Origin of the sequence: Streptomyces sp. NPDC058964 (assembly GCF_042741275.1) — a bacterium.
Classification (GTDB): domain Bacteria; phylum Actinomycetota; class Actinomycetes; order Streptomycetales; family Streptomycetaceae; genus Streptomyces.
Genome location: NZ_JBHYKH010000137.1, coordinates 1 through 18,523, shown reverse-complemented (window position 1 = coordinate 18,523; position 18,523 = coordinate 1). Strand labels below are relative to the sequence as shown.

The following is an 18,523-nucleotide window of genomic DNA, read 5'->3' as shown; positions in this document are numbered from 1 at the left end:
GGGGAGCGGGCTCCGTCGCGCACAGCCCCGGCCCGGCCCGGGGGGGGGCCCCCGCGCCGGGGGGGGGGGGGGTGCCGGCCCCCCCCCCGACCTGTGTGTGGGGGGGGCCGCCCTTTTGGGGCTGAGAGGAGTGGACGCGTCGTGCGTCCCTTCCGTCTCACGTTCCTCTGGGGGGACTTCCTTGACCACGATTCCGTCCGGCGGCCGTCACAGACGCCGGATACGTATCGCCCTGCCCCTCGCCGCGGCCGGTGTCGCCGCGGCGGTCGCCGCCGCGATCATGACCTCCTCCGCCGGCGCGGCCACCGCCCTGCCGACCCCGACCGTCAAGCCGGCCATCGGCTCGCCGTCGCTCTCCACGCTGGAGAAGCGCGTCGCGGGTGCCCTCGCCGGTGACGACACCGCGGGGCAGACGACCAAGAAGTCGTCCCTGAGCGCGAGCACCGGGACCGCCACCGTCGATCCGAAGATCATCGGTGGCAGCGAGACGACCATCACGTCGGCTCCCTGGATGGCCCAGCTCTGGTACTACGACGACAAGGGCACCACCAGCGAGAGCGACGACATCGGCTTCTTCTGCGGCGGCTCGGTCGTCTCGCCGACGAAGATCCTCACCGCCGCGCACTGCGTGAAGGGCTACAACTGGGCGGCCAACGGCGCCATCCTCACCGGCACTTCCCAGCTGCCCACCAGCGACAGCTCCGGCAACACCGACCTGCACGGCGGCACCGCGACCGCCGTGCTGCGCCAGTGGAACCACCCGTCGTACAGTTCGACGACCATCGACAACGACATCGCCGTCCTCACGCTGGCCGCCCCGGTCAAGGCCACGCCGATCCGGATGACCACCTCCGGTGACACCGCCTCGTACGCGGCCAACACCAGCGCCAAGCTCTACGGCTGGGGCCGTACCAGCTCCACCACCCAGGACATCTCCCAGACGCTGAAGACGGCCACGCTGCCGATCCAGTCGGACACCACCTGCTCCGGCTACTACGGCACCGACTTCGTCAAGGGCCACATGGTCTGCGCGGGCGATCCCGCCACCGGCAGCGACACCGGCACCACCTCCGCCTGCAACGGCGACTCCGGTGGCCCGCTCGTCGTGAACGGCCGCATCGTCGGTGTCGTCTCCTGGGGCGTCGTGGACTGCGTGGAGAAGGGCGCCTACAGCGTCTTCACCAAGGTCAGCACGTACGTCGGCGCCGCCTACGCGCAGGTCGACGACGGCAACATGAGCTACGAGGACAACAAGGCCGACCTGTGGGTGCGCAGCGCCTCCACCAAGACCGGCTACGAGAAGGACTCCAAGGGCAGCTCGTTCGGCTCCCGGATCTCCTGGGGCAACTGGGACGGCGTGAACGTCGTCCTGCAGACCGACCTCGATCGCGACGGCATCGAGGACCTCGTGGTCCGCGACAGCGGCACCGGTGACGTCTACTGGATCCACTACGTCCCGGCCAGCGCCTCCTGGGGGCAGACCCAGATCTTCAGCGGCTGGAAGACCCGCCTGCGCATCATCACCCCCGGCGACGTCACCGGCGACTATCTGCCCGACCTCCTGTCCGTCGACTCCGGCGGCACCCTGTGGATCTACCCCGGCAAGGGCAACGGCACCTTCTCCTCCCGGGTGGAGGTCGGCACGGGCTGGAACCAGTACAACTCGGTGCGCGGCCACGGCGACTTCAACGGCGACGGCAAGGCCGACCTGATCGCGCGCAAGAGCGGCAGCGACGACCTGTACCTGTACAAGGGCACCGGCAAGTCCGGCACGGGCGCCTTCTCGACGCGCGTGAAGGTCCGCTCGGCGTGGACCGGCTACAACGCCTTCGACGCGGTCGGTGACATATCCGGCGACGGCAAGGCCGACTTCCTGGCCCGCACCCCCGGCGGCACCCTGTACCTGTACAAGGGCACCGGCAAGGCGACCAGCGAGATCTTCGCCACAAGGATCTCTGTCGGCACCGGCTTCCAGCAGTACGACATTTTCGGCTGAAATCGCAGGTGAGCGGGGTTCATCCCGTTTGCACGGCTACGCACAGTTACCATCGATCCACGATATGGGCACTGTGCGTTGTGCAACCCTTTCCCGAGTTTCCCCGTCTGACCCGACGGAGTGACGATGGTGCGGTAGGGGTCCATCGCGACCTGGCAGGCCCGACCGCGACAGCAGGGGGTACACCGAACCCGACGAACGAGGAGCTCATGTCCGCCGAGAGCACGACCGGGCCCGGCATATCCGATCCCGGAACGAACGGTCCGAGCCGCAGCGGCAAGGGTCGCCGCCGCAAGGCCCGCAGCGGGCGCCGCAAGGCCCTGCTCGTCACGGCCTGGACGGCCGCGGGCATCGTCGTGCTCGGCGGCACCGGCGCCGGCTACCTGTACTTCAAGCTCAACGGCAACATCAAGAGCGTCGACATCGACCAGGCGCTCGGCAGCGAGCGGCCGCTGAAGGTCGACAACGGCTCCGAGAACATCCTCGTGCTCGGCTCGGACACCCGCTCCGGCTCCAACAGGAAGCTCGGCGGTGGCACCGACGACGGCAGCGCCCGCTCCGACACCGCGATGATCATCCATGTGTACCGGGGCCACAAGCAGGCGAGCGTGGTCTCCGTACCGCGCGACACCCTCATCGACCGACCCCGGTGCAAGGACACGAGCGGCAGGACGTACCCCGCCGCGTCCGGCGTGATGTTCAACTCCGCCTACTCCACCGGCGGCGCGGCCTGCGCGGTGAAGACCGTCGAGTCCCTCACCGGCATACGCATGGACCACTACCTGGAGGTCGACTTCTCCGGCTTCCAGAAGCTCATCGACGACCTCGGCGGGGTCTCGGTCACCACGACCAAGAACATCAAGGACCCCGACAGTCATCTGAACCTCGGCGCAGGCAGGCACACGCTCGACGGCAGGCAGGCCCTGGGCCTGGTCCGCACCCGGCACGGCGTCGGCGACGGCTCCGACCTCGGCCGCATCCAGCTGCAGCAGGCCTTCATCAAGGCCCTCGCCGACCAGGTCGGGCACATCGGCGTCCTCACCAGCCCGAAGAAGCTGTACGACCTCGCCGACACCGCCACCAGGACCGTCACCACCGACTCCGACCTGGGCTCGGTGAACTCCCTCATGGACTTCGCGAACGGACTGAAGGGCATCAGTTCGTCGCACATGAAGATGGTCACGATGCCGGTGCAGTACGACCCCGCGAACCCCAACCGGGTCGTCATCGCCGAGGCCAAGGCCAAGCAGGTGTGGACCGCCCTGAAGAACGACCGCCCGATCCCGGCGAGCGCGACCAAGGGCACGGCCACGGGTGAGGCCAAGGGCGTGGTGACGGCGTCGTAAGGGGGCGACGCCCAGGCGAGCCGCCGGTCGGTGTGCCGGTGGCGGACCAGCCCCACGGCCGAGAACTCGTTCTCCCCGCCCCCCGTCCCTCCCCGCCCCCAGTCCCTCCCCGCCCCCCGTCCCTCGCCGGCGCTCCCCGGCCTGCGGCAGGCCGGGGAGATGGGCCTGTCCTTCGGGGGACGGACGTCGGGGCGGGGCCATCGGGCGGCCGACGGGGGCGCAGGCACCCCGCAAGGGGCGCGGGGAACCGCCCCCGGCCGCCACCGGCCGGCGGCCGCCGACGGCGACGGCGTGGCACCCCCTCTTGCCGGCCCTTCGCCGGCCCCGGGCAACGGATGCCCCGGCTCCCGGCCCCCGGGAATAGAACGCCTCACCCCCCGGTTTTGGGGGATGCGGCCAGTCCTGGCAGACTGGTACGTCGGCCCCGGTTCACGCCTCCGCATCCCGCGGTTGCGACCCGGAGCCCTCCCGAACCTAGGAGACACCTTGAAGCGCGACATCCACCCCGAGTACGTCGAGACGCAGGTCAGCTGCACCTGCGGCGCGTCGTTCACCACCCGCAGCACCATCGAGTCCGGCACCATCCGGGCCGAGGTCTGCTCCGAGTGCCACCCGTTCTACACGGGTAAGCAGAAGATCCTCGACACCGGTGGCCGTGTGGCCCGCTTCGAGGCCCGCTTCGGCAAGGCTGCCGCCGGCTCCAAGAAGTAGCGAGCCCCATTTCGCCGGTCCACGGCCGCGTCCCTGCACGGGCGCGCCGGGACCGGCGTTTTTGGTCGTCGCCAGCCCTTCACCCGCAGTATTCAGGAGCCCAAGATGTTCGAGGCCGTCGAGGAACTCGTCGGTGAGCACGCCGACCTGGAGAAGAAGCTCGCCGACCCGTCGGTCCACGCCGACCAGTCCAACGCGCGCAGGCTGAACAAGCGCTACGCCGAGCTCACCCCGATCGTCGCCACGTACCGCTCCTGGAAGCAGACCGGCGACGACATCGAGACCGCACGCGAACTCGCCGCCGACGACCCCGACTTCGCCGCCGAGGTCAAGGAGCTGGACAAGCAGCGCGAGGAGCTCACCGAGAAGCTGCGTCTCCTGCTCGTCCCGCGCGACCCGAGTGACGACAAGGACGTCATCCTGGAGATCAAGGCGGGCGCCGGCGGTGACGAGTCCGCCCTGTTCGCCGGTGACCTGCTGCGCATGTACCTGCGGTACGCCGAGCGCGCCGGCTGGAAGACCGAGATCATCGACGCAACCGAGTCCGAGCTGGGCGGCTACAAGGACGTCCAGGTCGCGGTGAAGACCAAGGGCGGCCAGACCCCGGAGCCCGGCCAGGGCGTGTGGGCCCGGCTGAAGTACGAGGGCGGCGTGCACCGCGTGCAGCGTGTGCCCGCCACCGAGTCCCAGGGCCGTATCCACACCTCGGCGGCCGGTGTCCTGGTGACCCCGGAGGCCGAGGAGGTGGACGTGGAGATCAACCCGAACGACCTCCGCATCGACGTCTACCGTTCCTCCGGGCCTGGCGGGCAGTCCGTCAACACGACCGACTCCGCGGTGCGCATCACGCACATTCCCACCGGAGTCGTCGCCTCCTGCCAGAACGAGAAGAGCCAGCTGCAGAACAAGGAGCAGGCTCTGCGTATCCTGCGCTCCAGGCTGCTCGCAGCGGCGCAGGAGGAGGCGGAGCGGGAGGCCGCCGACGCCCGCCGCAGCCAGGTCCGCACCGTCGACCGCTCCGAGAAGATCCGTACGTACAACTTCCCGGAGAATCGCATCTCGGACCACCGCGTCGGGTTCAAGGCGTACAACCTGGACCAGGTCCTGGACGGCGACCTCGACTCGGTGATCCAGGCCTGCGTCGACGCGGACTCGGCCGCCAAGCTCGCAGCCGCGTAAGGCGCGTTACGACGTACTGAGTACACACGGAGGACCAGCGTGAACCTGCTGCTCGCGGAGGTGGCCCAGGCCACCCAGCGGCTGGCCGACGCCGGCGTGCCCTCGCCGCGCAACGACGCGGAGGAGCTCGCCGCGTTCGTGCACGGCGTGAAGCGGGGCGCGCTGCACTCCGTGAAGGACTCCGACTTCGACGCCCGCTACTGGGAGGTCATCGCCCGCCGCGAGGCGCGCGAGCCGCTCCAGCACATCACCGGACGCGCCTACTTCCGCTATCTGGAGCTCCAGGTCGGGCCGGGCGTCTTCGTGCCGCGGCCGGAGACCGAGTCGGTGGTCGGCTGGGCCATAGACGCCGTGCGCGCCATGGACGTGGTCGAGCCGCTCATCGTCGACCTGTGCACCGGCTCCGGCGCCATCGCGCTCGCCCTCGCCCAGGAGGTCCCGCGCTCGCGCGTGCACGCCGTGGAGCTGTCCGAGGAGGCGCTCCAGTGGACCCGCAAGAACGTGGAGGGGTCCAGGGTCGACCTGCGCCAGGGCAACGCCCTGGACGCCTTCCACGACCTTGACGGTCAGGTCGACCTGGTCATCTCCAACCCGCCGTACATCCCGCTCACCGAATGGGAGTACGTCGCCCCCGAGGCCCGCGACTACGACCCGGAAATGGCGTTGTTCTCGGGTGAGGACGGCCTCGACCTGATCCGCGGCCTGGAGCGCACCGCGCACCGGCTGCTGCGGCCCGGCGGTGTCGTCGTCATCGAGCACGCGGACACCCAGGGCGGTCAGGTGCCGTGGATCTTCACCGAGGAACGCGGCTGGGCCGACGCCGCCGACCACCCGGACCTCAACAAGCGCCCCCGCTTCGCGACCGCCCGCAGGGCGCTGCCGTGAGCACGTCCCAGACTTCAAGCCAGCAGTACGTGTACGAGGAGGCCCGCTAGACATGGCACGGCGATACGACACCAACGACGCGACCGACCGCGCGACGGGTCTGCGCGAGGCCGCGTCCGCCGTCCGCCGGGGCGAACTCGTGGTGCTGCCGACCGACACGCTCTACGGCATCGGCGCCGACGCGTTCTCCTCGGAGGCCGTCGCCGACCTCCTGGACGCCAAGGGCCGGGGCCGGAACATGCCCACCCCCGTGCTGATCGGCTCCCCGAACACGCTCCACGGTCTCGTCACCGACTTCTCCGAGCTGGCCTGGGAGCTCGTCGACGCGTTCTGGCCCGGAGGCCTCACGCTCGTCGCCAAGCACCAGCCGTCGCTGCAGTGGGACCTGGGGGACACCCGTGGCACCGTCGCCGTGCGCATGCCGCTGCACCCGGTCGCCCTAGAGCTGCTCACCGACGTCGGTCCCATGGCGGTGTCGTCCGCGAACCTCACCGGTCACCCGGCTCCGGAGGACTGCGACGCGGCCCAGCAGATGCTCGGCGACTCGGTCTCGGTCTACCTCGACGGCGGCCCGACCCCCGGCAACGTGGCGTCGTCGATCGTCGACGTGACCGGCGACGTGCCGCTGCTGCTGCGGGCCGGCGCGATCTCGGCGGAGGAGCTGAGGAAGGTCGTACCCGACCTCGAGGTGGCGAATTGACAGCCCCTGACTCCCCCAAGCTCTCGGCTTCGCTCGAGCAGGGGGCACCCCCATGCGTGGCATAGGCAACGGGGAACATGCTGCGGAGATCACGACCACCTTCGTCGGGCTTCCGCGCGACTGCTTCCGCATCCTCCACGTCAGCACCGGCAATGTGTGCCGCTCGCCGATCACCGAGCGGCTGACCCGTCATTTCATACGGCAGCGGCTCGGCGTGCTGGGCGGCAGCCTGATCGTGGAGAGCGCGGGTACCTGGGGCCACGAGGGCGCGCCCATGGAGGCCAACGCGGAGTCCGTGCTGGCCGAGTTCGGCGCGGACGCCTCCGGCTTCACCGGCCGGGAGCTGCTCGACGAGCACGTCATCATGGCCGACCTGGTACTGACCGCGACCCGTGACCACCGTGCCCAGGTCATCTCCATGGGCCATTCGGCGGGCCTGCGCACCTTCACGCTGAAGGAGTTCACCCGTCTGGTCCGCGCGATAGACCCGGCGACCCTGCCGCCCCTGGAGGAGGGCGTGGTCGCCCGTGCCCGTGCCCTGGTCCGCGCGGCGGCCGCGCTGCGCGGCTGGCTGCTGGCGCCGACGGCGGAGGCGGACGAGGTGTACGACCCGTACGGGGCACCGCTGACGTTCTTCCGCTCGGTCGGGGACGAGATACACGAGGCGCTCGATCCCGTGGTCACGGCGCTCACCGGCGTGCCCGCGCGCACGTAGCGGCGTACGCCGTCCGCCACCAGTGGCGGTGGACACCGCGCACCCCACCGGCCCCGGGCCTACATTGGTCCTACGTCACCGTCGACCGCCCGGGAGCCCGCCATGTCGGTCACCCATACCCTCGAGGCCGATGTCCTGCGGCGGCAGGACCCCGAGATGGCCGAGCTCCTGCTGGGGGAAGTCGACCGGCAGTCGACGACGCTGCAGCTGATCGCGGCCGAGAACTTCACGTCCCCTGCCGTGCTGGCCGCGCTGGGCTCGCCGCTCGCCAACAAGTACGCCGAGGGCTATCCGGGCGCCCGGTACCACGGCGGCTGCGAGATCGTCGACGTCGCCGAGCGCCTCGCCGTCGAACGGGCCACGGGGCTGTTCGGCGCCGCCCACGCCAACGTCCAGCCGCACTCCGGCTCGTCCGCCGTGCTCGCCGCGTACGCGGCCCTGCTGCGGCCCGGTGACACCGTCCTCGCCCTCGGGCTGCCGTACGGCGGGCACCTGACCCACGGCTCCCCGGCCAACTTCTCCGGCCGCTGGTTCGACTTCGTGGGGTACGGGGTGGACGCGGAGACCGGGCTGATCGACCGGGACCAGGTGCGCACGCTGGCCCGTACACACCGGCCCAAGGCGATCGTGTGCGGGTCGATCTCCTATCCGCGCCACATGGACTACGCGTTCTTCCGGGACGTGGCCGACGAGGTCGGCGCCTATCTCATCGCCGACGCGGCGCATCCCATCGGGCTCGTCGCCGGGGGAGCGGCACCCAGTCCGGTGCCGTACGCGGACATCGTCTGCGCGACCACGCACAAGGTGCTGCGCGGACCGCGCGGCGGAATGATCCTGTGCGGTGCCGAACTGGCCGAGCGCGTCGACCGGGCGGTGTTCCCGTTCACCCAGGGCGGCGCGCAGATGCACACCATCGCCGCCAAGGCCGTGGCGTTCGGGGAGGCGGCGACCCCGGCGTTCGCCGCGTACGCCCATCAGGTGGTCGCCAACGCGCGGCTCATCGCCTCGGAGCTGGCCGACGAGGGGTTCGCCGTCACCACGGGCGGCACGGACACGCATCTGATCACCGCCGACCCGGCGCCGCTGGGCGTCGACGGGCGGACCGCACGCGGCCGGCTGGCCGCCGCCGGGATGGTGCTGGACTGCTGCGCCCTGCCGCACGGTGACGCCCGCGGGCTGCGCCTGGGCACGGCGGCGCTGACCACACAGGGCATGGGGGAGCCGGAGATGGCGCGGATCGCCGTCTTGATGGCGGGCGTGCTGCGAGGTGAGATCGACAGCACAGGAGCGCGCGGCGAGGTACGGGAACTGGCCGGCAGATTTCCGCCGTATCCCAGCTGAGCGGGGGTAGGCGCACGGAAGTGGACCCTTGTGCACGGCCGCGCGTGCAACCATCGTCGCTACCCGGAAGTCCCCACTGATATGCGTACGTCGCTAGGGTGTGGGGCTGTGATGGCCAGCGAGACCTGTGGGGAAGCCCGTGCGTGAATACCTGCTGACGCTCTGCATCACGGCCGCGGTGACGTATCTGCTGACAGGGCCGGTACGGAAGTTCGCGATCGTGGCCGGAGCCATGCCGGAGATCCGGGCACGTGACGTGCACCGGGAACCCACTCCGCGTCTCGGCGGTATCGCGATGTTCTTCGGCCTGTGCGCGGGCCTGCTGGTCGCCGACCACCTGACCAACCTCAACGAGGTCTTCGCCAAGTCCAACGAGCCGCGCGCGCTGCTCTCCGGGGCGGCGCTGATCTGGCTGATCGGTGTCCTGGACGACAAGTTCGAGATCGATGCCCTGATCAAGCTCGGCGGCCAGATGATCGCCGCGGGCGTCATGGTCATGCAGGGTCTGACAATCCTGTGGCTGCCCATCCCCGGTGTCGGCAACGTGGCGCTGACCCAGTGGCAGGGCACGCTGCTGACGGTCGCGCTCGTCGTCATCACGATCAACGCCGTGAACTTCGTGGACGGCCTGGACGGTCTGGCGGCGGGCATGGTGTGCATCGCGGCCACCGCGTTCTTCCTGTACTCGTACCGGATCTGGTACTCGTACGGCATCGAGGCCGCCGCCCCGGCGACGCTGTTCGCGGCCATCCTGATGGGCATGTGCCTGGGCTTCCTGCCGCACAACATGCATCCGGCGCGGATCTTCATGGGCGACTCCGGCTCGATGCTGATCGGCCTGGTGCTGGCCGCGGGCGCGATCTCGATCACGGGTCAGGTCGACCCGGACGCGCTGGCGCTGTTCACCGGTTCCGAGAAGGCCGCCGTGCACCAGACGGTGCCCGTGTACATCCCGCTGCTGCTGCCGCTGACGATCATCGCGGTGCCGGCCGCCGACCTGGTGCTGGCCATCGTGCGCCGCACCTGGCGCGGTCAGTCGCCGTTCGCCGCCGACCGCGGGCACCTGCACCACCGGCTCCTGGAGATCGGCCACTCGCACAGCCGGGCCGTGCTGATCATGTACTTCTGGTCGGCGCTGATCGGTTTCGGGGCGCTGGCCTACTCGGTGAACTCCGCGTCGATGTGGATCGTGCTCGGTGTCGTGTTCTTCAGCGCGATCGGTCTGATCCTGCTGCTGCTGCCCCGGTTCACCCCGCGCGCGCCGCGCTGGGCCGAGCGCTTCGTGCCGCCGCGCTACCGCCGCGACAGGGCCACCGCCGACGTTCCCGCGGTGACGACCGCGGAGGCGCCCACGGAGGCGTACGAGGCCGCGTCGGCGGGCGGCGGGGAACAGCAGTCCCCGGTGGCCGCGGGCCTGTCGGGAGTCAACGGAGCGACCGCGATCGGCCCCCGTTCGCGCTTCCTGGATGGGCGCAAAGCGGGAACGTCGCGCTGACGCTTCAAGGTAAGAATCTGACTAGAGCATTGCCAACTCGTGGGGGAGCAAACTTCCCCAATACCAGACAAGTCGGCTCTGTTTTCGCACAGACGGGCACTGTCACTCTCATGTGTGACAGCGAGCACACCAACCAGGTAAAGACCTCATCAAATAGTTTGTGATACGGTTCACGAGAACCCCGGATAGAGCCGAAGGACCGTGATGCAACGGTCCATTGGCGTGAGGTCTCCAACACTCAGCCCGGGACTACGCTCGTCCATGACGACACCCCTGCCCCCTGTGAAAGCGGAGTTGCCGCCATGCCGTCCAATGACGTCCGGATCCTGGCCCAGGCCGCCGTGCCCACGGCTGCCGTCGGCGCGCTTGCCGCCGTCGTCAGCGCAGTGGTCGCGGGCGGCAAGGGGGCTCTCGGGGCGATCGTCGCGACGCTGGTGGTGATCCTCTTCATGGGGATCGGCCTCTACGTTCTGCAGCGCACTGCCAAATCGCTTCCGCACCTGTTCCAGGCCATGGGGCTCATGCTCTACACGGCGCAGTTGCTGTTGCTGTTCATCTTCGTCGCCGCTTTCAAGAACACCACGCTGTTCAATCCCAAGGCCTTCGCCATCGTGCTCGTGGTCACCACCCTGACGTGGATCGCCGCGCAGGCGCGTGCCCACATGAAGGCCAAGATCCTCTATGTCGAGCCCGAGAAGTCCGACAAGACCGGGCACTCGTCGTGAGAGGTAGGGCCGGGATAAAGGCGCACGAGAGATCCTGCTATCGTCCGGTGCCAACTGCGGCATCGCGGGCGCGGGCATCCGAGCTGACGCCTGCTCAATCGCGAGGCGAGATGCCCCACAGCCGCCCCCACATCCGTAACACCAGTCCCGTGCCGAACCGCGGCCGTGCGCCGCGCCGACACAACGAGGTTGCCGTACCTATGCGCCACGCTGAAGGAGCCCGCGGTGAGTGCTGACCCGACGCAGGTGCTCGCCTTCGAGACCGACTGCCACATCTTCGACGGCTGTGGCTTCCCGGCTCCCGGCCTGCACTCGTTCCTGTTCAAGCCCCTCTGGGGCGACGCCGACAGCAACGTGTACTTCAACAAGACGATGCTGCTGGCGCTGCTCGGCTCGATCATCATCGTCGGCTTCTTCTGGGCCGCCTTCCGCAAGCCGAAGGTCGTGCCCGGCAAGGTGCAGATGGTCGCCGAGGCCGGCTACGACTTCATCCGCCGGGGTGTCGTCTACGAGACGATCGGCAAGAAGGAGGGCGAGAAGTACGTTCCGCTGGTCGTCTCGCTGTTCTTCTTCGTCTGGATGATGAACCTCTGGTCGGTCATCCCGGTCGCCCAGTTCCCGGTGACGGCGATCATCTCGTACCCGCTCGTCCTGGCGCTGATCGTCTACATCCTGTGGATCTCGCTGACCTTCAAGCGCCACGGTTTCGTCGGTTTCTTCAAGAACGTCACCGGCTACGACAAGTCGCTCGGCGCGGTGCTGCCGCTCGCCATGACCATCGAGTTCTTCTCGAACCTGCTGGTGCGGCCCTTCACCCACGCGGTGCGACTGTTCGCGAACATGTTCGCGGGCCACACCCTGCTGCTGCTCTTCACGATCGCCAGCTGGTACCTGCTGAACGGCATCGGCATCGCCTACGCCGGCGTCAGCTTCCTCATGACGATCGTGATGACGGCCTTCGAGCTCTTCATCCAGGCACTGCAGGCGTACGTCTTCGTTCTCCTCACGTGCACCTACATCCAGGGCGCTCTGGCCGAGCACCACTGAGCACCCCGCCTCACCACCCCTGATCGTCCGGTGGCCAACCCCCACCGGTCCGTAAAGAAGAAGGAAGAATCGGCATGTCCGCTCTCCAGACCCTTGCTGCCGACGGCGTTCACGGCTCCCTCGGTTCCATCGGCTACGGCCTCGCCGCCATCGGCCCCGGCGTCGGCGTCGGCATCATCTTCGGTAACGGCACGCAGGCTCTCGCCCGCCAGCCCGAGGCTGCCGGCCTGATCCGCGCCAACCAGATCCTCGGCTTCGCCTTCTGTGAGGCGCTCGCCCTCATCGGTCTGGTCATGCCGTTCGTCTACGGCACCTGATCAGCCGATCAGCGACAGCCCCCTAGACGAAAGGCACTGACATGAGCCACCTGCTCATTCTGGCGGCCGAGAAGCCCGAGAATCCTCTCGTCCCGCCGATCCCCGAGCTTGTCATCGGCCTGCTCGCCTTCGTCATCGTCTTCGGCTTCCTCGCCTGGAAGCTTCTCCCGAACATCAACAAGGTTCTGGAGCAGCGCCGCGAGGCCATCGAAGGCGGTATCGAGAAGGCCGAGGCCGCGCAGACCGAGGCCCAGAGCGTGCTTGAGCAGTACAAGGCTCAGCTCGCCGAGGCCCGGCACGAGGCCGCGCGCCTGCGTCAGGAGGCGCAGGAGCAGGGCGCCACGCTCATCGCCGAGATGCGCGCGGAAGGCCAGCGGCAGCGCGAGGAAATCGTCACCGCCGGTCACTCCCAGATCGAGGCCGACCGCAAGGCCGCCGCGTCCGCGCTGCGCCAGGACGTCGGCAAGCTCGCCACCGAACTGGCCGGCAAGCTCGTCGGCGAGTCCCTCGAGGACCACGCCCGCCAGAGCCGTGTGATCGACCGCTTCCTCGACGAGCTCGAGGAGAAGGCCGAGGCCACGCGATGAACGGAGCGAGCCGCGAGGCACTGGCAGCCGCACGTGAGCGTCTCGACGCGCTGACGGACACCACGTCCGTGGACGCGGTGCGGCTCGCCGACGAGCTGGCGGCCGTCACCGCGCTGCTCGACCGTGAGGTGTCGCTGCGTCGGGTCCTCACCGACCCGGCGCAGGCCGGCGAGGCCAAGGCCGAGCTGGTCCGGCGCCTGATCGGTGGCCAGGTCAGCGGTGAGACCGCCGACCTGGTGGCCGGCATGGTGCGTTCCCGCTGGTCGCAGCCCCGCGACCTGGTGGACGCGCTCGAGGAGCTGGCGGACATCGCCGACCTCACCGCCGCGCAGAAGGCCGGCACGCTCGACGACGTCGAGGACGAGCTGTTCCGGTTCGGCCGGATCGTCTCCTCGAACACCGAGCTGCGCGCCGCGCTGACCGACCGCAAGGCGGGCACCTCGGCCAAGGCCGCGCTGCTGCGCAGCCTGCTGGGCGGCCGCGCCAAGCCGGCCACCGAGCGTCTGGTGACGCGCCTTGTGACCGCGCCGCGGGGACGTAGCCTGGAAGCGGGACTGGAGTCCCTGTCCAAGCTCGCCGCCGAGCGCCGGGACCGCATGGTCGCCGTCGTCACGTCGGCCGTCCCGTTGAGCGACACGCAGAAGCAGCGCCTCGGCGCGGCCCTCGCGAAGGTCTACGGCCGCACGATGCACCTCAACCTCGACGTCGACCCCGAGGTCGTCGGCGGGATCCGGGTGCAGGTCGGTGACGAGGTCATCAACGGTTCCATCGCGGACCGGCTCGAGGACGCGGCCCGCCGCATGGCGAGCTAGCAGCGACTCGGAATTCGAGAACAGAACGTAATTACGGCCCTGGTTGGGCCGTGCAGAGGATTCACCTCGTTCAGGGGGGAGTCCCCCATCCCCCCAAGTGAAACTTCGGGCCCAACAAGGAGAGCAGGGAACCCAGATGGCGGAGCTCACGATCCGGCCGGAGGAGATCCGGGACGCGCTGGAGAACTTCGTCCAGTCGTACAAGCCGGACGCGGCCTCGCGCGAGGAGGTCGGTACGGTCACCCTTGCCGGCGACGGCATCGCGAAGGTCGAGGGCCTGCCCTCGGCCATGGCAAACGAACTGCTGAAGTTCGAGGACGGCACCCTCGGCCTCGCGCTGAACCTGGAAGAGCGCGAGATCGGCGCCATCGTCCTCGGCGAGTTCAGCGGCATCGAGGAGGGTCAGCCGGTGCAGCGCACCGGTGAGGTCCTCTCCGTCGCGGTGGGCGAGGGCTACCTCGGCCGCGTCGTCGACCCGCTCGGCAACCCGATCGACGGCCTCGGCGAGATCGAGACCAGCGGTCGTCGCGCCCTTGAGCTGCAGGCCCCCACGGTCATGCAGCGCAAGTCGGTGCACGAGCCGATGGAGACCGGCTACAAGGCTGTCGACGCGATGACCCCGGTCGGCCGTGGCCAGCGTCAGCTGATCATCGGTGACCGTCAGACCGGCAAGACCGCCCTGGCCGTCGACACGATCATCAACCAGCGCGACAACTGGCGCACCGGCGACCCGAACAAGCAGGTCCGCTGCATCTACGTCGCCATCGGTCAGAAGGGCTCCACCATCGCGTCGGTCCGCCGCGCGCTGGAGGAGAACGGCGCGCTGGAGTACACGACCATCGTCGCCGCCCCGGCGTCCGACCCGGCCGGCTTCAAGTACCTGGCGCCCTACACCGGCTCGGCCATCGGCCAGCACTGGATGTACGAGGGCAAGCACGTCCTGATCATCTTCGACGACCTGTCGAAGCAGGCCGACGCCTACCGCGCCGTGTCGCTGCTGCTGCGCCGCCCGCCGGGCCGCGAGGCCTACCCGGGTGACGTCTTCTACCTGCACTCCCGTCTGCTGGAGCGCTGCGCGAAGCTCTCCGACGACATGGGCGCCGGCTCGATGACCGGTCTGCCGATCGTCGAGACCAAGGCCAACGACGTCTCGGCGTTCATCCCGACCAACGTCATCTCCATCACCGACGGCCAGTGCTTCCTGGAGTCGGACCTGTTCAACGCCGGTCAGCGCCCGGCGCTGAACGTCGGTATCTCCGTCTCCCGAGTCGGTGGTTCCGCGCAGCACAAGGCGATGAAGCAGGTCTCCGGCCGTCTCCGCGTCGACCTGGCCCAGTTCCGTGAGCTGGAGGCGTTCGCCGCCTTCGGTTCCGACCTGGACGCCGCCTCGAAGGCGCAGCTGGAGCGCGGTCAGCGCATGGTCGAGCTGCTGAAGCAGGCCCAGTACCAGCCGATGGCCACCGAGGACCAGGTCGTCTCCGTATGGGCCGGCACCACCGGCAAGATGGACGACGTCCCGGTCGCCGACATCCGCCGCTTCGAGAAGGAGCTCCTGGAGTACCTGCACCGCAAGGAGCAGGGCCTCATGACCTCCATCAAGGAGGGCGGCAAGATGTCCGACGACACGCTGACGGCCGTGGCCGACGCGATCGTGGACTTCAAGAAGCAGTTCGAGACCTCCGACGGCAAGCTGCTCGGCGAGGACACTCCGGCTGTCTCCGTGTCCAAGTGACGTAAGGAAGGGACCTGACTCATGGGAGCCCAGCTCCGGGTCTACAAGCGTCGCATCCGATCCGTCACCGCGACCAAGAAGATCACCAAGGCGATGGAGATGATCGCCGCCTCGCGCGTCGTCAAGGCGCAGCGCAAGGTGGTGGCCTCCACGCCGTACGCGACCGAGCTCACTCGCGCGGTCACGGCGGTCGGTACCGGGTCGAACACCAAGCACCCGCTCACCACGGAGGCGGACAACCCGACCCGTGCCGCGGTCCTGCTCCTCACGAGCGACCGCGGTCTGGCCGGCGCCTTCAACTCCAACGCCATCAAGGCGGCGGAGCAGCTGACCGAGCGTCTCGAGCGCGAGGGCAAGCAGGTCGACACGTACATCGTCGGCCGGCGCGGTGTCGCCCACTACAACTTCCGTGAGCGCAAGATCGCGGAGTCGTGGTCCGGCTTCACCGACGAGCCCACGTACGCGGACGCCAAGAAGGTCGCGGCGCCCCTGATCGAGGCCATCGAGAAGGAGACCGCGGTCGGCGGTGTGGACGAACTCCACATCGTCTTCACCGAGTTCGTGTCGATGATGACGCAGACGGCGCTCGACGCCCGGCTGCTGCCGCTGCGCCTCGAAGAGGTCGCGGAGGAGACGCCCCAGGGCGAGCTCCTTCCGCTGTACGACTTCGAGCCGTCGGCGGAGGACGTCCTCGACGCCCTGCTGCCGCGCTACGTGGAAAGCCGTATCTACAACGCGCTGCTCCAGTCGGCCGCTTCGAAGCACGCCGCCACGCGGCGCGCGATGAAGTCGGCCACCGACAACGCGGGCGAGCTGATCAACACGCTCTCCCGTCTTGCCAACGCGGCCCGCCAGGCCGAAATCACCCAGGAAATCAGCGAGATCGTCGGTGGCGCGAGCGCCCTGGCCGACGCGACCGCGGGGAGTGACCGCTAATGACCACCACTGTTGAGACCGCGACGGCCACGGGCCGCGTCGCCCGGGTCATCGGCCCGGTCGTCGACGTGGAGTTCCCCGTCGACGCGATGCCGGAGATCTACAACGCCCTGCACGTCGAGGTCGCCGACCCGGCGACCGCGGGCGAGAAGAAGACGCTGACCCTGGAGGTCGCCCAGCACCTGGGTGACGGCCTGGTCCGCACCATCTCCATGCAGCCCACCGACGGTCTGGTCCGCCAGGCCCCGGTGACCGACACCGGCTCCGCCATCTCCGTCCCCGTCGGCGACTTCACCAAGGGCAAGGTGTTCAACACCCTCGGTGAGGTCCTGAACGTCGACGAGAAGTACGACGGCGAGCGCTGGCCGATCCACCGCAAGGCCCCGAACTTCGACGAGCTCGAGTCCAAGACCGAGATGTTCGAGACGGGCGTCAAGGTCATCGACCTGCTCACCCCGTACGTCAAGGGCGGCAAGATCGGCCTGTTCGGCGGCGCCGGCGTCGGCAAGACGGTGCTCATCCAGGAGATGATCTACCGCGTCGCCAACAACCACGACGGTGTCTCCGTGTTCGCCGGTGTCGGTGAGCGCACCCGTGAGGGCAACGACCTCATCGAGGAAATGAGCGACTCGGGCGTCATCGACAAGACCGCGCTGGTCTTCGGTCAGATGGACGAGCCCCCGGGCACCCGTCTGCGCGTCGCGCTGGCCGGCCTGACCATGGCCGAGTACTTCCGTGACGTCCAGAAGCAGGACGTGCTGTTCTTCATCGACAACATCTTCCGCTTCACGCAGGCCGGTTCCGAGGTCTCCACGCTGCTCGGCCGTATGCCGTCCGCGGTGGGTTACCAGCCGAACCTGGCCGACGAGATGGGCCTCCTCCAGGAGCGCATCACCTCGACCCGCGGTCACTCGATCACCTCGATGCAGGCGATCTACGTCCCCGCGGACGACCTGACCGACCCGGCCCCGGCCACCACCTTCGCCCACCTCGACGCGACGACGGTTCTCTCCCGTCCGATCTCCGAGAAGGGCATCTACCCGGCCGTGGACCCGCTGGACTCCACGTCCCGGATCCTGGACCCGCGCTACATCTCGGCGGATCACTACAACGCGGCCATGCGCGTCAAGACGATCCTGCAGAAGTACAAGGACCTCCAGGACATCATCGCGATCCTCGGTATCGACGAGCTGGGCGAGGAGGACAAGCTCGTCGTCCACCGTGCCCGTCGTGTGGAGCGCTTCCTGTCCCAGAACACCCACGTCGCCAAGCAGTTCACCGGCGTGGACGGCTCGGACGTGCCGCTCGACGAGTCGATCGCCGCGTTCAACGCGATCTGCGACGGTGAGTACGACCACTTCCCCGAGCAGGCGTTCTTCATGTGCGGTGGCATCGAGGACCTCAAGGCCAACGCCAAGGAGCTGGGCGTCTCCTGAGCCCCGTGCTCATCTGAGAGGGGCTGGGCACCTCCCTCCGGGGTCGCACCCGGCGGGGGTGTGTCCGCCCCTCTCTCCACGCCCTCTAGAATTGACCCACACCCGGCACAACCGCCGGGTGGTGACCCGAGGAGCCACCCTTGGCTGCTGAGCTGCACGTCGAGCTGGTCGCCGCGGACCGCCAGGTCTGGTCCGGCGAGGCCACCCTGGTCGTCGCGCGCACCACGTCCGGCGACATCGGCGTCATGCCCGGTCACCAGCCGCTGCTCGGTGTGCTGGAATCGGGCCCGGTGACCATCCGTACGAGTGATGGTGGAACGGTCGTCGCCGCGGTGCACGGCGGTTTCATCTCGTTCGCCGACAACAAGCTCTCCCTGCTGGCCGAGATCGCCGAGCTGTCGGACGAGATCGATGTCCAGCGCGCGGAGCGGGCGCTGGAGCGCGCGAAGTCGGACGCGGACGCGTCCGCCGAGCGCCGCGCAGATGTCCGCCTGCGTGCGGCGGCAGCGCGCTGAACCAGCGCGCTGTGTGATGACGTCACTCAGCCGCGGCCGGTACCGGAG

Annotated in this window: 18 protein-coding genes; all 18 read left to right on the top strand. The window is 69.0% G+C overall.

Annotated elements, in window-relative coordinates:
* Positions 1 to 280: 280 nt before the first annotated feature.
* The 18 genes from ACFW2E_RS18880 to ACFW2E_RS18795 all read left to right on the top strand — a co-directional run bounded on the left by ACFW2E_RS18880 (position 281) and on the right by ACFW2E_RS18795 (position 18,475).
* Positions 281 to 1,996 carry a trypsin-like serine protease gene (locus tag ACFW2E_RS18880; protein WP_384467764.1) on the top strand — a complete coding sequence of 572 codons (1,716 nt, stop codon included), beginning with the start codon at positions 281 to 283 and terminating at the stop codon, positions 1,994 to 1,996.
* A gap of 209 nt (positions 1,997 to 2,205) precedes the next feature.
* Positions 2,206 to 3,342 (top strand): LCP family protein, encoded by a 1,137-nt coding sequence (locus ACFW2E_RS18875; protein WP_384467762.1) that lies wholly within the window; start codon positions 2,206 to 2,208, stop codon positions 3,340 to 3,342.
* Between the two features lie 486 nt (positions 3,343 to 3,828).
* A complete protein-coding gene (rpmE, locus tag ACFW2E_RS18870; RefSeq protein ID WP_019326867.1) occupies positions 3,829 to 4,053 on the top strand; it encodes a 50S ribosomal protein L31 in 225 nt (74 codons plus the stop codon).
* 105 nt (positions 4,054 to 4,158) lie between these two features.
* Positions 4,159 to 5,232, top strand: coding sequence for a peptide chain release factor 1 (gene prfA, locus ACFW2E_RS18865; RefSeq protein WP_384467760.1), 1,074 nt, complete (start codon positions 4,159 to 4,161; stop codon positions 5,230 to 5,232).
* A 39-nt stretch (positions 5,233 to 5,271) separates the two neighbouring features.
* On the top strand, positions 5,272 to 6,117 hold the full coding sequence (prmC, locus tag ACFW2E_RS18860) for a peptide chain release factor N(5)-glutamine methyltransferase (RefSeq protein ID WP_384467758.1): 846 nt from the start codon (positions 5,272 to 5,274) through the stop codon (positions 6,115 to 6,117).
* Positions 6,118 to 6,169: 52 nt separating this feature from the next.
* Entirely contained in the window at positions 6,170 to 6,817 is a 648-nt protein-coding gene (locus ACFW2E_RS18855) for an L-threonylcarbamoyladenylate synthase (RefSeq protein WP_384467756.1), read from the top strand.
* A 52-nt stretch (positions 6,818 to 6,869) separates the two neighbouring features.
* Positions 6,870 to 7,532: a protein-tyrosine-phosphatase gene (locus ACFW2E_RS18850; RefSeq protein ID WP_384467754.1), complete on the top strand. Its 663-nt coding sequence runs from the start codon at positions 6,870 to 6,872 to the stop codon at positions 7,530 to 7,532.
* 102 nt (positions 7,533 to 7,634) lie between these two features.
* On the top strand, positions 7,635 to 8,873 hold the full coding sequence (gene glyA, locus ACFW2E_RS18845; protein ID WP_384467752.1) for a serine hydroxymethyltransferase: 1,239 nt from the start codon (positions 7,635 to 7,637) through the stop codon (positions 8,871 to 8,873).
* 139 nt (positions 8,874 to 9,012) lie between these two features.
* Positions 9,013 to 10,368 carry an undecaprenyl/decaprenyl-phosphate alpha-N-acetylglucosaminyl 1-phosphate transferase gene (locus ACFW2E_RS18840; protein WP_384467750.1) on the top strand — a complete coding sequence of 452 codons (1,356 nt, stop codon included), beginning with the start codon at positions 9,013 to 9,015 and terminating at the stop codon, positions 10,366 to 10,368.
* A 302-nt stretch (positions 10,369 to 10,670) separates the two neighbouring features.
* Positions 10,671 to 11,093, top strand: a complete 423-nt coding sequence (locus ACFW2E_RS18835; RefSeq protein ID WP_384467748.1) for a hypothetical protein — start codon at positions 10,671 to 10,673, stop codon at positions 11,091 to 11,093.
* A 225-nt stretch (positions 11,094 to 11,318) separates the two neighbouring features.
* A complete protein-coding gene (gene atpB / locus ACFW2E_RS18830; protein WP_384467746.1) occupies positions 11,319 to 12,140 on the top strand; it encodes a F0F1 ATP synthase subunit A in 822 nt (273 codons plus the stop codon).
* A gap of 74 nt (positions 12,141 to 12,214) precedes the next feature.
* The gene (locus ACFW2E_RS18825; protein WP_093474678.1) at positions 12,215 to 12,457 is read left to right on the top strand and encodes a F0F1 ATP synthase subunit C; all 243 of its coding nucleotides are present in this window, start codon (positions 12,215 to 12,217) and stop codon (positions 12,455 to 12,457) included.
* A gap of 41 nt (positions 12,458 to 12,498) precedes the next feature.
* Positions 12,499 to 13,044, top strand: a complete 546-nt coding sequence (locus ACFW2E_RS18820) for a F0F1 ATP synthase subunit B (protein ID WP_384467744.1) — start codon at positions 12,499 to 12,501, stop codon at positions 13,042 to 13,044.
* Positions 13,041 to 13,856, top strand: a complete 816-nt coding sequence (locus tag ACFW2E_RS18815) for a F0F1 ATP synthase subunit delta (RefSeq protein WP_384467742.1) — start codon at positions 13,041 to 13,043, stop codon at positions 13,854 to 13,856. The genes ACFW2E_RS18820 and ACFW2E_RS18815 overlap by 4 nt, the downstream gene beginning before the upstream one ends.
* A 136-nt stretch (positions 13,857 to 13,992) precedes the next feature.
* The gene (gene atpA / locus ACFW2E_RS18810; protein WP_384467740.1) at positions 13,993 to 15,588 is read left to right on the top strand and encodes a F0F1 ATP synthase subunit alpha; all 1,596 of its coding nucleotides are present in this window, start codon (positions 13,993 to 13,995) and stop codon (positions 15,586 to 15,588) included.
* Positions 15,589 to 15,609: 21 nt separating this feature from the next.
* Complete coding sequence (locus ACFW2E_RS18805; RefSeq protein WP_384467738.1) at positions 15,610 to 16,524, top strand: F0F1 ATP synthase subunit gamma; 915 nt, start codon at positions 15,610 to 15,612, stop codon at positions 16,522 to 16,524.
* Complete coding sequence (gene atpD, locus ACFW2E_RS18800) at positions 16,524 to 17,960, top strand: F0F1 ATP synthase subunit beta (RefSeq protein ID WP_384467736.1); 1,437 nt, start codon at positions 16,524 to 16,526, stop codon at positions 17,958 to 17,960. Before ACFW2E_RS18805 ends, atpD begins: the two co-directional genes overlap by 1 nt.
* 140 nt (positions 17,961 to 18,100) lie before the next feature.
* On the top strand, positions 18,101 to 18,475 hold the full coding sequence (locus ACFW2E_RS18795) for a F0F1 ATP synthase subunit epsilon (RefSeq protein WP_384467734.1): 375 nt from the start codon (positions 18,101 to 18,103) through the stop codon (positions 18,473 to 18,475).
* Positions 18,476 to 18,523 lie beyond the last annotated feature (48 nt).

Coding starts and splice junctions, on each gene's coding strand:
- ACFW2E_RS18880 (WP_384467764.1), top strand. CDS start 281: ATGACCTCCTCCGCCGGCGCGGCCACCGCCCTGCCGACCCCGACCGTC.
- ACFW2E_RS18875 (WP_384467762.1), top strand. CDS start 2,206: ATGTCCGCCGAGAGCACGACCGGGCCCGGCATATCCGATCCCGGAACG.
- prfA (WP_384467760.1), top strand. CDS start 4,159: ATGTTCGAGGCCGTCGAGGAACTCGTCGGTGAGCACGCCGACCTGGAG.
- ACFW2E_RS18855 (WP_384467756.1), top strand. CDS start 6,170: ATGGCACGGCGATACGACACCAACGACGCGACCGACCGCGCGACGGGT.
- ACFW2E_RS18850 (WP_384467754.1), top strand. CDS start 6,870: ATGCGTGGCATAGGCAACGGGGAACATGCTGCGGAGATCACGACCACC.
- glyA (WP_384467752.1), top strand. CDS start 7,635: ATGTCGGTCACCCATACCCTCGAGGCCGATGTCCTGCGGCGGCAGGAC.
- ACFW2E_RS18835 (WP_384467748.1), top strand. CDS start 10,671: ATGCCGTCCAATGACGTCCGGATCCTGGCCCAGGCCGCCGTGCCCACG.
- ACFW2E_RS18825 (WP_093474678.1), top strand. CDS start 12,215: ATGTCCGCTCTCCAGACCCTTGCTGCCGACGGCGTTCACGGCTCCCTC.
- ACFW2E_RS18820 (WP_384467744.1), top strand. CDS start 12,499: ATGAGCCACCTGCTCATTCTGGCGGCCGAGAAGCCCGAGAATCCTCTC.
- ACFW2E_RS18815 (WP_384467742.1), top strand. CDS start 13,041: ATGAACGGAGCGAGCCGCGAGGCACTGGCAGCCGCACGTGAGCGTCTC.
- atpA (WP_384467740.1), top strand. CDS start 13,993: ATGGCGGAGCTCACGATCCGGCCGGAGGAGATCCGGGACGCGCTGGAG.
- ACFW2E_RS18805 (WP_384467738.1), top strand. CDS start 15,610: ATGGGAGCCCAGCTCCGGGTCTACAAGCGTCGCATCCGATCCGTCACC.
- atpD (WP_384467736.1), top strand. CDS start 16,524: ATGACCACCACTGTTGAGACCGCGACGGCCACGGGCCGCGTCGCCCGG.